Genomic DNA, 12495 nt, shown 5'->3' on the forward strand with positions numbered 1-12495 from the left:
GCCCTCCCCCCCGATTAAACATAACATGCATTATGAGCGTAATCATTGTAGGTCCCCGATGGAAATGTCATGTTTATCACCGTTTGAAACCGATATTATCTCTCTCGCTATTTTAAGCATCGTGTTGGCATTGATATAAGGTAAAGCGGATTATAGGGAGCTTGAGTGCGGGCAATATAAGCAACTTTTAGTCCCGCTGAAAGTGCACCGTACATATCCCAATCATGTGTAGATACGAGGCGTAATGCCGTAACAGGTACATTAAGTACCTCACTTGCAAACTGATAAACTCTTGGACTGGGTTTAAAGCTATTTGTTGTTTCTACAGAAATAACAGTATCAAAGTATTCTGTGAGAGTCGCATTTTCAATTTGCTGTTTAATCAGGTTTTCTGAATAGTTTGAAAAAGAAACGGTTCTAAAACCATACTCTTTGAGTAATGCGCCGCTATTGTGCTTAACGTAATATTAACTAAGGTCGTAAAGTCACTGCTGACATTCGTTACAATACTGTCAATTCACAGTTATGTGATAATTATTTATTAAAGGTTAAGGTGCATTAAGTGCATGCTCGTTAAAATGGAAAATTTTGATAACACTACCAAATTGTTTGCTTCAAAAAAACCGTCGCTTGTTCACCAGTCGCTTGAATTAGTTCAGTTGCATTAAAATTTATTCATGTCTTTTGACCTGACTCAGAGAGCTGAGCCAGGAGTTGCTGCCAAAATTTATTTTAAATAGACTGGCTGTCCATTAATTTTGATGCGCATAACCTTGAAAGGTTGCTGACGTCGATCTTTTCCGTAATTAAATCCCGGCTGGAGGTGCAGTTGGTTCGTGGTAAAATACAGGTAGCCATCATTGCTAAGTGCTAGGGTATCTGGCCACTGTATATCAGGTGATTGTGCAATCGTAGTCCAACGCCCCTGAGGATCGCGCTTTAAGATAGCGCTATTTTCATAATCGCTTGCATAGATATTGTCTTTATTGTCTTCAGCTAGGCCATCTGATGCGCCACGTTTTTCGCCGTGATCAATAACCTCCTTAGCGAGTTGTTGCTCGTTTAGATTATTATTAAGCAAAGCCTTCGTACTGATAGAGTATAAATGACGACTTGAAAGTGGGGTGTAGTAAAGAGTTTCACCATCAGAAGAAATAGCGATACCGTCGCTGCCCACCATAAAAGGGCTTTCTTTGCCTGGCTCTGGACGCATCATAAAATCTTTACCGGCGATAACAGGCTTAAAATTTTTATCTGCTTGCGTTGAGTAATGCCCGGATAGACGGCGTGTGGCACGGCCTGTTTTAAGATCCACAACGATAAGGCCACCTGGACCTGTCATAGATGAATCAGTGATATAAGCAACACCTTGTTCCCCCTTGCTTAAATCAAAACGTACGTCGTTAATATATGTTGAAGGCAGGATCACTTGATCTGAGAGTAAGATAGTCTGAGTTACTTTATCGTCGTTTAAATCGATAGCCACTAACTTAGCACCGCCTTTGATTGGCGATTGAAAGAAAGGGGACGCTGTATCAAGTACCCACAGTCTATTATTACCATCGGCAACCACACTTTGCACGCTGATCAATCGCTCGTTAACAGGTTTATCTGAAGTCGAATTATTGATGTCTGAATCTGGGTAAGCAACAACCTTTCCGTCAATTAATTCGCCGACTGAAAATTGAACATCATCACTCCACCTTGGAAAGTTGACAAAAATACGGCCATTAGGCGCAACCGTAATACCTGTCGGTGTTGCGCCTGTTATGTAGGCAACAACCTCTAGTTGTTGTAATGGCGTGCTCTGCTCTGCTGATACTGAATAATTAAGTAAAAGAGAGCCCAGTATTAAAGCAAAAGCATTTTTTCTTATGTTCATCATTATTTCCTATTTATTGAAATACTGTAGATGGGCAGATCGCCACGAGTATTTGGTAGTTTTTTGTAAATCATCCAAGAAGATTTATTGAGCAGCTGGCTTGCTAAGTTCAAACAATAAATCATTGAATAATCAGTTGGTACTGGGGTATATACGGAAATATGAAGTATCGTTAGCGCACACTTTTCTACCCATGCTTCACTTTATCATCGCCTCTTTCAGAATAAAGCTCCACACCGCAAACCAATACGACCCAATGCCGTTGTGGGTTGAATCGTTAAGGTGTTTTCTTGGTTGAAACCGATATTATCTTTTGTGCTATTTTAAGCATTGTATTGTCATTAATATCTGGCATAAGATAAAGCGGATTGTAAGGCGCTTGAGTGCGTGCAATATAAGCGGCTTTTAGTCCCGCCGTAAGTGCGCCGTGCGTATCCCAATCATGTGTAGCTACCAGGCGTAATGCCGTAATAGGTACATTAAGTACCTCACTTGCAAATTGATAAACAGTTGGATCGGGTTTAAAGCTATCGGTTGTTTCTACAGAAATAACCCTATCAAAATATTCGGTAAGCATCGCATTTTCAATTTGCTGTTTAATCAGGTTTGCTGATGAATTTGAAAAAGCAACTGTTCGAAAACCATGCTCTCTGAGCAAAACGAGTGCGGGTTTAATATCTGAATAAGCCTGTAGATTAGCCAAACCATTAAGCAAACTCGTCCTATCTTCATCAGTTAAATTAACCGAATAATGCACTGCTATTGTGTTCAACGTAATATTGGCTAACGTTGCAAAGTCACTGCTTACGTTAGTGGCAATACACACCGTTGAAGTATGCAATAATTTGGCAAACCATAATGGCAATGCCTCCTCAGATCCAAATACAGTCACAAAATCGGGTTTCAAAGAAGAAAGATCTAACACTGTTTCATTAATATCAAAGAGTATCGTTTTCTGCATCATGTTTCCTTATTCAATTAACGTAAGAAATAATCACCTTTGTTTAAAAGGAACAGTGTTTAAAAAGGATAGTGTTTAAACATACTGTTTATCATCTCATCTAGCTTATTTTTATCGTCCATTATTTTAGCGTAAGTGCGTAAGCCTGTAATTTGGATCTGCAAATGGCTTGCTAACGCTTGAGCCTCTTTATTTTCATCTAGCTCGCCAAGCGCTTTTGCTTTCTCTAATAGGCACACAAATTCTGTTGCAATTTCTATTACATGTGACTTCGTGATGTCGACTAATTCTTGCGAGTCATCAGTTAATTCATTTAATGTTTTTGTCAGCATGCAAACACCATTTGGGCCGTTATCTTGTGTTGTTATCACCTGTGATTTCACTAAAGCTTTAAGCGCTTCTATAGGTGAATCATGCTCATCTTGGCACTGCTTAATTTCGGCGAGACCGATGTCAGTATAATTCTGCAACACTTCTTTAAACAAACCTTCTTTACTACCAAAGGTGGCGTAAATACTGCCGGGTCTCATGTCGATTTCATCTTGCAGATTACGCATTGATGTAGCATGAAAGCCCTTTTTCCAAAATAGGTTAGTGGCTTTATTTATTACCTCTTGACGATTAAATTTTGCTTTTTTTACCATAATAAACTTCTTAGTCATGTAAAATGAACATACGTTCAATTATATGTTTTTTATCATCTAAGAGTAAATAAGAAAAGCAGATATTCTGTGTATTAAAAATAAATACCACTAGTAAAGTGAATAAAATCAATTAAATAATCAATTTACTAGGCATGAAGTGAACGATCGTTCAAAACATTACTTGAACAGTCGTTCATGTTTGTTTATAGTTCACCTCATCGACGAAGAGACAATCAATTTGTCTTTTACTCAGCCCATATTTTAAATAACTAATTGGAATAAAAAATGACAACATTTAAATCAGACATAATCAGCCGTGTATCATACAAAATAAACGGTGCAGACCTTTCTGTACTTCAAGCTGGTAAGGCGGGTAATCCAGTCGCGTTATTAATTCACGGTATTCCGGCGAGTGCATTACTTTGGACTAACGTTATTGAAGCGTTATCAGCTCGTGGTTACTTTGTTGTTGCACCTGATTTACCTGGTTTTGGTGAAACAATAGTTGCTGATAAAAACCAATATGGCATTCAAGCGAGTTCAGACTTACTCAATGATTGGATTATTGCTCAAGGTTGGCAGGATATCTGGCTTGTGGCTCATGATATTGGTGGTGGTGTCGCTCAAGGTTTGTTGGTGGCCAATGAAGCTGCGTTCCAAAAAGCAACAATATCCAACGCGATAACAGCAGATACTTGGCCTGTACCTGCAATTCAAGGTTTGATTGATGCAGCAAACGCAGATCAGTTTGAACTCGCAGCAGAAGCAGGAATAATTGCAGATCAACTTGGGCCTGTGGTTCGTTCAACTTTTGTTAATCAACAGCAAATAACTAATGAAGTCTTGGACACCGTATTCCTTGATTCAAAACTAAACACCGAAAAGGGTCGTGTTAAATTTGCTCACCTTCTGTGTAGCCTAACGAATAAAGATACGCTCGCAAATATGGAGGCGTTGAAAAAAGTAAACCTTCCTGTAAACCTGATCTGGGCGATGCAAGATCCGAATCAACCATGGACAGGACCTGGCTCAATTCTTTCAAATACATTTAAAAATGTGACTGTCGATAAAATTGACCAGGCGGGTCACTTCCTACAAATTGATGCCGAAGAAGAGTACTTAAAGTTACTACTGGGCTAGTACTTTATAAAAGCACGTTGTGAGGGAGTGAAATGCCACTTCTTCATTTTTCATTTTTCATTTTTCATTTTTCATTTTTTACATACATAATAGGAGCATAAAATATGCTACTTTCTATCGTCAGTTTCGTTTTATTAAATATTGCATTGCTACATTATTTCTCTAAATTAAAGCAGAATAAAGCACCAAAGAATCCAATATTTCTTAAGAGTGCAATGGCAATTAGCTCTTTATCGTCGGTTGGGGCGATAAGTACACTTTTTTTAACTCCTACATCGGTGATTTCAACCGTTTTCATCATCGTCATAGCACTTTATGTATTATCAACCAGTGCAGTGTTTACTTTCTTTCTTGCCCAAAAAGACACCCCCATTGGTGATATTAAAATCGCGGTAGGTGATGATCTTTTAGCCTTTAAAACTGAAACGTTTGACTCTAGTTCACTGGCAGGTAAGCGTACGTTATTGAAATTTTATAGGGGCGCATGGTGTCCTTATTGTTCGGCAGAACTGGTTATGTTTGAAGCGCTTAAGCCTCAATTAGATCAATATAACATTCAAATAGTCGGTATTTCTAACGATACCATTGAACAACAAAAAGTGCATAAAGTACGCGATAATATTAGTCATACTTTAGTATCAGATCCTGAACTAAATGTTATCCGACAATACGGTGTTGAGCATCATAAAGCATTAGGCGCAACGTCGGATGAGCTGATTAATATTTTTGGTATGTCCATGCCTCTGCCTTGGAAAATGAAATATAAACCAATGTCTATTCCCACATCGATACTAATCGATGAGAACTGCAAGATTCTATGGATTGATCAATCAGAGGATTATCGTTTACGCGCAAGTGAAGATGCGGTAATGGGGGCGGTAACCGCTAATTTTGCGAAAGATTAATAAATTCTACAAAACACAATAAGATCGGCTTAAAAGCTACTTGCGCTTTTATTTTAAAATAACCCATTCTTTAAGTTTTTTTGAAAATAATTTAGCGCAAGTTATTTTGTAACGCTTCCTAAACTCATTTAATAATGCAACAAATAATAGTCTCACTACAAAAACATGTTGGCTATTTTATTTTATGAGTTACATAACGACAGATTAAGAAAGGTTAAATTAATGAAGAATAATCATTCTAAAAAAATGAAGGTGGTTTTACTATCAACTCTTACAATTATTACTATGTTAGTAGCGGCATATAGTATTAATGCTCAGTATTTTAATGAAAGAAGTATTAAAGCACAGTTAATGATGGATGTATTCAGATTGCTGGAAGGTAACAATTATGGACCAAGTCAAATTTCAAGTTTAGAGTTAGCGGAAGCGTTTATGGATGAAAAACAGGAAGGTGAAGCCGTAAAATATATCCCTAGTTCTGTTATGTTAAAAGAAAAATTTGTAGTCGATTCATTTGGAGAGACTGACGTCTATCGCTTCAATGTAAATGAAAATGAAAAGACTGATAAATTAATTTACCTACATGGAGGGGGAAATGTTAATGAAATAATGGATGAACATATTGAATTAGCATTACACCTTGGCCAAGAATTAAATTATGAAGTTATCATTCCAATTTTTCCACTCGTTCCATATGTAAAAGCGGAGCAAATGTTCGAAGAATTGTTATTGATGTATAGCAATTTATCAAATTCATGGTCTGATGAGAAAATTATATTAATGGGAGATTCAGCAGGAGGAGGATTGAGCTTATCTTTGGCTCAACAAATTAGAGATAAGAAAATGTACCAAACAAGTAAAATAGTACTTATATCACCTTGGGTCGACATTTCAATGAGTAACCCATTGATTTTAGAATCATTAGATGAAAGGGATTACATGCTTGCCGCGAAAGCACTTACACTACTCGGAGAGTATTGGAGAGGCATTTATGAAGCAAATAATCCAATAGTATCTCCAATATATGGTGATTTAAGAGAAGTCGGTGAAATAATACTTGTAGCAGGTTCAGAAGAAGTATTGTTGGCAGATGTCCATAAATTAGTTCTTAAAATGGACAGAAAAAATATAGCTTACAAATATTATGAGTATGAAAATATGTTCCATGCCTTTCCTGTATTTGGATTACCAGAATCCAAAGATGCCATAGATATAATAATTAATGATCTTCGTGATTAATTCATATTTTAGGCAACAGCCCTAGCTACCGTTCAATCTTGTTCGGTTAAGCATTGTTAACTTAGCAACTTAGCAACTTAGCAACTACAAATTATCGAGTGCCGACTAAGTTGGCAGATACCAGAAATAACAAAGAGAAACAGCCTTAATAATTTAAATAAATAGTTATTAAATTTGGGCTTAATTGGAGTGAGAAGTGAAAAAAATTACAGTAGACGTAGCCGTAATCGGCGGAGGAACGGCTGGATTAGCATCATACCGTGCGGCAAAAGAAAATACAGATTCAGTTCTTTTGATCGAAGGAGAGCAATTCGGCACCACTTGTGCACGTGTTGGCTGTATGCCAAGCAAACTATTGATTGCCGCCGCTGAAGCGGCTCATAGTGCACAACATACCGCACCATTTGGTGTGTTTATTGATGGTGATGTTCGGATTGATGGTCAAAAAGTAATGCAACGCGTGCGTGACGAGCGTGATCGTTTTGTTAATTTTGTGCTTGAAGCCGTTGATGAAATTAATGAGACAGACAAAATTATTGGTAAAGCAACGTTCATTGATAAAAATACGCTTATTATCGATAATCATACAGAAATAAAGGCACAAAGAATTGTTATTGCAACAGGGTCTCGCCCTGCATATCCTGGAATATGGAATGAGTTAGGTGATAATTTGATTATCAATGATGATTTATTTAATTGTACTGACTTACCAAAATCCGTTGCCGTATTTGGACCTGGCGTTATTGGTTTAGAGTTGGGGCAATCATTACATCGTTTAGGAGTTGAAGTACTGATGTTTGGAATGGGTGGTCAAGTTGGACCATTCACCGATCCCGAAGTGATGGCTTACGCACAAAAAACATTTTCTGATGAGTTTTATTTGGACGCTAATGCAAATGTGAAAGAGATGATCCGTAAAGATGGCAATGTACAAATAACTTACATTGATAAGCAAGGGTTCGAGCAGGTTAAGCTTGTTGAATATGTTTTAGCTGCAACGGGACGTCGTCCTAATGTTGATAATTTGGGCTTAGAGAATGTAGGTATCGAAAATGACGAACGCGGTGTACCGTTCGCAGACCCATTCACCATGCAAACATCGATTGAAAATATTTTTATAGCGGGTGATGCGAGTAATCAAATACCACTTTTACATGAAGCCGCTGACCAAGGAAAGATAGCGGGCAGCAATGCAGGCCGATATCCTGAAATCCGTGCAGGTCTTCGTCGCACTTCAATTGCAGCTGTATTTACGGATCCACAATTAGCCATGGTTGGTTTGAGTTATAAGCAAGTTATCGAAAATCTAGGGAGTTGTGATTGCTTTGAAACAGGTACTGTTTCTTTTGAAGAACAGGGGCGCAGTCGTGTTATGTTAAAAAATAAAGGTCTATTGCACATCTATGCAGAGCAAGGTACAGGACGTTTATTAGGTGCAGAAATGATAGGTCCACAAGCTGAGCATTTAGCACACTTACTCGCTTGGGCACACCAGAATCGAATGACGATATCGCAAATGTTAGAAATGCCATTTTATCATCCCGTTATCGAAGAAGGAGTTCGTACTGCACTACGAGATCTTAATGCCAAATTGAAATTAGGCAGTGCAATGATAAATCAATGTATGGAATGTGGAGTTGGTTGTTAGCTCTCTGAGGGAGATTGTCAACTTATCGGTAAGGAACTATTAATTCCGACTTAACCTGAATTTTAGGTGCTACTAACCTGCGTCCATTCATAAATGGATCTGTCTCGAAATAATCGATAGTGTTTTTCTTGAATTAAATGCGACAGAAACAAAATAGATTATTTACGACGCCATGACAACTGAGAAATCGTAGGTCTTGGCCCTGTTATTTGAATCGTCTCTGCAGTGGCTCATTGAAATGGGGTTCCTAATTTGGAGGCTTTTATATTTTGGGGATAAATCGTCAATATGCGGCTCGAATACTTTTGTAATATGGGGGAGATAGATCGCTACAGGGGAAAATCGCGTGAACAGTCATGATATGACAAACCGCTCCAGTTCCTCACATGAAAAAGTCTATGGCAAACCAATATGAACATATTTAGAGTGAGTTAAAGCTCTAAGCCCAAACGGGGCAAAGCCGTGTTTGAAGTTGGCCTAGTGAATGTCCGGAAATGACACAGAATTACCGCCTTTAGCAACTAAATCTCTACTACGTTCTCCCCTGATGGTGATAAAATCTCCGCATCAGAATTAACGAGAAACTCTATGTTTATCCATCAAGTTAACGGCATCGACTGGCTGGTAATTACAGCTTTTGAAGAACTGAAAACCATGTTCATTGAAGACGCCGATACGATCCCCTCTTACTTTTCTACCGCCAGCGAGTTGAGCATGATTGATCAAGCCAAACGCGCTTATGGAACTTTGCCTACATTCAGCGGCGTAATCACCGATACCGGTACATTTCAAAGCCAAGATAACGAAGAAGATTTGAACCCACAGCTTGCTTGCCTAGTTGAAGGGCGAGGTCGTGTTTTTATCTATCACGGCGGTTTTGTGGCTTTTGTTGATGACGAGCAAACCTTTATTACCCGAATGGACTGAAAATAATTCAGTAAGTTGAAATCGGCGAATTGGCATCCCTAGCCATTCATCCGAAAGCATTTCGTTGATAAACAGGGTGCGAATTGAACGGAGCCGGATCCTAGGTTCAATAAGAAAAGCAATGCTGCGGTTAACTGGCACTGAGCAAAGTATCGTAAATTCTAACTAGCCTGATTTCGTAATGAGAACACAGGCTCTCAACCTCGATATCACGTTAAATAATCGCTAATATTCACTTCATCAATTTGCTCAGGCTGTAAATAGTCATCAGCAAAACGTTTATAAACCCCCGAACTTAAAAACAAAGCGAATAGCTCAGGGTCAATATGTTGATCTTTAACCATAAAGCTCATGATCTTAATCGACTCCGATAACGTTTTTGCTTTTTTATAAGGGCGATCGGAACTGGTCAACGCTTCAAAGATATCGGCGATGGCCATGACTTTTGTGGTAAGCGACATCTCTGAGCCCGTTAAGCCCATAGGGTAACCTTCACCATTAATTTTCTCATGGTGGCCTCCCGCAATTTTTGCCACGTTTCGCATATGTCGAGGGAACGGTAGCGATTCCAAAATATGGATGGTTTGAACAATGTGATCGTTGATAATAAACCGTTCTTCCTCTGTTAATGTACCGCGTTGAATGCCTAAGTTGTGCACTTCTCCCTTATTCGCCTGATATTGAGTCGGCTTCATTGTGAACCTGTCATCAAATTTGTCTTTGTCATTCCAATCAATAAGATGTTCAGGGTGGTCGCTAAGCAACTTCTCTTCGGTTGGGTATTCATCTTTTTCCGTGTACTGTTTCATTTCTTCTGAAGATATACCGAGTTGTTTACTTAAGGTTCGAGTCCACGTTCGTGATGCGATTTCATTTAACCTATCAAGGTCAGTTTGTGTCACAAACTCTGATCCCAAATTAAGCTGAGCCACAAATTCAAAATCTTGATTCAACTGCTCACATTTTTCCCGTAATTGTTCTCGCCATCCAACTGGATATGCTTGCACTAAAGACTTCAATCTCGTAATTTCTTCATCACGTTTAAGAACCTCGAAGCGCATTCTTACTTCGTGGATTCGGTTATAAATTGTTTCCAGTTTTGTTGCTTTGTCGACCACATACTCGGGTGTCGTGATTTTTCCACAGTCATGTAGCCAACTCGCCATTTTCAACTCTTGCCACTCTTTTGAATTAAGAGAAAAGTGCTCAAACGACGGAAATGTAGATTCTTGAACAGCCCGAGTTAACCACTCTGTTAATATTGGAACACGTTGGCAATGGTTTCCTGTATAAGGTGATTTTTTGTCTAATGACCCTGCAATAACTTTGATGAATGAGTCAAGAAGTGCTTGCTGAGCAGCCATCATGGTGTTTGTTTCTATTGCAACCGATGAAAAACCGAGTAACGAATCTAAATAGTCAGCAAATCGCTCATACTGAGCTTGTGCTTTACCATCATCATACAACACACCAAATGACCCAATTACAATCCCTTCACGATCTTTCAAAGGTATAACCACAATCTGGCTAGTTTTGCTATCGTTCCAATCAATATCTAAGTTCGGGAGCTCGCTGGCTTGGAATATATGGTGTTTCTTTTCAATGAATATCTGCCGAATAAATTGGCCCGACTCAGCGGTGGGAACCTTAGAGTCTAATGCTCGATTTATATCGGCTTTTGTTGCTCCTTCCCACCAAACGTATTTGGGCACTAAGCACTTATTCTCTGCATCTAACAAATAGAGAAACACCCCATTGGCTTCTGCTGCGCTAATCGTATCGCGACAGACGAGTTCTAGCAGTGCCTCTAGGTTTTCTTCGTGAGCAATATTATTCGTCAAAGAGATGAATCGGCTAATTGTGTTTTGAGTGGCGATTTGAGCATTATTGAGATCTTGGATTTCTTTTATATAACTTTGTGAGTTAATAGGAGTAGAAAAATTAAAGCTCTCAATCTCTTTTGCTTTTTGCGTTGCCATTTTTATAGGCTTAGAAATTGAACGGGAAACGAAGTAGATGACAGGTAACATCAGAGCAAAAATCAACAACGAGCCAAAGAGTGTCTGGCGTTTGATTAATCCACCTTGGTCGAACAATTCTGAAGCTTTTGCTGCCATTAACAAATGAACATGGTCACTTTTTAGTGGTTTTAGCGTAATGATTTTACCGAACCAGCGTTCCTTTTCAAACTCGAATAACCCTAACTTGCCATCACGGCGATATTGCTCAATGGCGAATGGCACTAAAGGATTTTCTAATTTGTCTAGGTTTGATAACGATGCGTGAAACGGGAGTTCAGAGCGAGAGGCATCGCTATATGCAAAAACCGTCTTCGAATCGTCATAAAGCACTCTTATCGACGATTTATTAGTTAATGTATCGGTTAGCGAATCACGCAAACCCGCCAGTAACACTTCTGCGGCAACAACCGCTCCGTTATTACTTGCTCGATAAATGGTAATCCCCGGTTCATTAACGCCTCTGAGCAACCTTGGTTCTGAAATTAGATTCTTGTCTATCACCGCATTTTGAAATTGGTGTTGTTTGTCAAACATAAAGGTTTCTGATCCACCAACATGTTCGGTGAAAACTAACGATGAGTTCAAGCCTTTAATACGAACAAAATTAGAGTTTCGATGAGTCACGACGAAGATGGTATCTTCCTGCAGATCCATGCGTTTTCTCATCTCACTATCTTTCACCCTCATCACGAAAAATACATCTCCATTTGGGTAATAAATAGAGTACGACGTGACATGCGTGTATTCACTAAGCAAATGAGCAATTTCTGGTAAAGAGTTTTCGCGGCTTTCTATCGTTTGAGCTTGAACAATCTTTCCCTTTGAAAAGGTACCAATTGCGGTAAATGCTGCACCATAGTGCGCGGTCATTTGGCTGCGCGTTTGAGCCGCGATCCTTTGAAATACATTCCTATTAGTTTCAAAAATTACGTCTGTTAGTCCTTTATTGGTTAGCCAAATTTGAGCACCAGTAACTATAACAACGAGCACAATAATGACAGTGGTAATATGGACATGAATAGGGAATGTTCTACGTGCATTATTCATCTGCTGTTAAGGCCTATTTATTTTAGAGTTACTATGATAATAGTTGCGTTTGATAGAATCGGTAGCATCTCTCTTTGCTTT

At 38.8% G+C, this 12495-nt stretch carries 9 protein-coding genes and 1 pseudogene; 5 read left to right on the forward strand and 5 right to left on the reverse strand.

All coding sequences use genetic code 11. The features are described 5' to 3' along the window. Window positions 1–107: 107 nt before the first annotated feature. The 4 genes and pseudogenes from AACW90_RS00665 to AACW90_RS00680 form a co-directional block, all read right to left on the reverse strand. Window positions 108–401 (reverse strand): annotated as a pseudogene (locus tag AACW90_RS00665) (HAD-IA family hydrolase); the annotation flags it as partial. A 326-nt stretch (window positions 402–727) separates the two neighbouring features. Next, entirely contained in the window at window positions 728–1885 is a 1158-nt protein-coding gene (locus AACW90_RS00670) for an L-dopachrome tautomerase-related protein (RefSeq protein WP_390229414.1), read from the reverse strand. A 274-nt stretch (window positions 1886–2159) separates the two neighbouring features. Continuing rightward, window positions 2160–2846, reverse strand: a complete 687-nt coding sequence (locus AACW90_RS00675) for a haloacid dehalogenase type II (protein ID WP_390229416.1) — start codon at window positions 2844–2846, stop codon at window positions 2160–2162. 56 nt (window positions 2847–2902) lie between these two features. Beyond that, a complete protein-coding gene (locus tag AACW90_RS00680; protein ID WP_390229418.1) occupies window positions 2903–3487 on the reverse strand; it encodes a TetR/AcrR family transcriptional regulator in 585 nt (194 codons plus the stop codon). 285 nt (window positions 3488–3772) lie between these two features. Here AACW90_RS00680 and AACW90_RS00685 point away from each other — a divergent pair, with 285 nt between their 5' ends. From AACW90_RS00685 to AACW90_RS00705, 5 genes are all read left to right on the forward strand, one after another. After that, window positions 3773–4627 (forward strand): alpha/beta fold hydrolase, encoded by an 855-nt coding sequence (locus AACW90_RS00685; RefSeq protein ID WP_390229420.1) that lies wholly within the window; start codon window positions 3773–3775, stop codon window positions 4625–4627. Between the two features lie 104 nt (window positions 4628–4731). Beyond that, a complete protein-coding gene (locus AACW90_RS00690; RefSeq protein WP_390229422.1) occupies window positions 4732–5532 on the forward strand; it encodes a peroxiredoxin family protein in 801 nt (266 codons plus the stop codon). A gap of 222 nt (window positions 5533–5754) precedes the next feature. Next, window positions 5755–6771 (forward strand): alpha/beta hydrolase, encoded by a 1017-nt coding sequence (locus tag AACW90_RS00695; protein ID WP_390229424.1) that lies wholly within the window; start codon window positions 5755–5757, stop codon window positions 6769–6771. 196 nt (window positions 6772–6967) lie between these two features. Next, window positions 6968–8419: a dihydrolipoyl dehydrogenase gene (locus AACW90_RS00700; protein ID WP_390229426.1), complete on the forward strand. Its 1452-nt coding sequence runs from the start codon at window positions 6968–6970 to the stop codon at window positions 8417–8419. A 588-nt stretch (window positions 8420–9007) separates the two neighbouring features. Then, window positions 9008–9346 carry a cytosolic protein gene (locus AACW90_RS00705; protein ID WP_390229428.1) on the forward strand — a complete coding sequence of 113 codons (339 nt, stop codon included), beginning with the start codon at window positions 9008–9010 and terminating at the stop codon, window positions 9344–9346. A gap of 209 nt (window positions 9347–9555) precedes the next feature. Here the strand turns inward: AACW90_RS00705 and AACW90_RS00710 are convergent, their stop codons facing one another. Next, window positions 9556–12414 carry an HD domain-containing phosphohydrolase gene (locus AACW90_RS00710; RefSeq protein ID WP_390229430.1) on the reverse strand — a complete coding sequence of 953 codons (2859 nt, stop codon included), beginning with the start codon at window positions 12412–12414 and terminating at the stop codon, window positions 9556–9558. Between the last annotated feature and the right edge of the window lie 81 nt (window positions 12415–12495).

Source organism: Vibrio frigidus, assembly GCF_042465995.1.
Classification (GTDB): domain Bacteria; phylum Pseudomonadota; class Gammaproteobacteria; order Enterobacterales; family Vibrionaceae; genus Vibrio.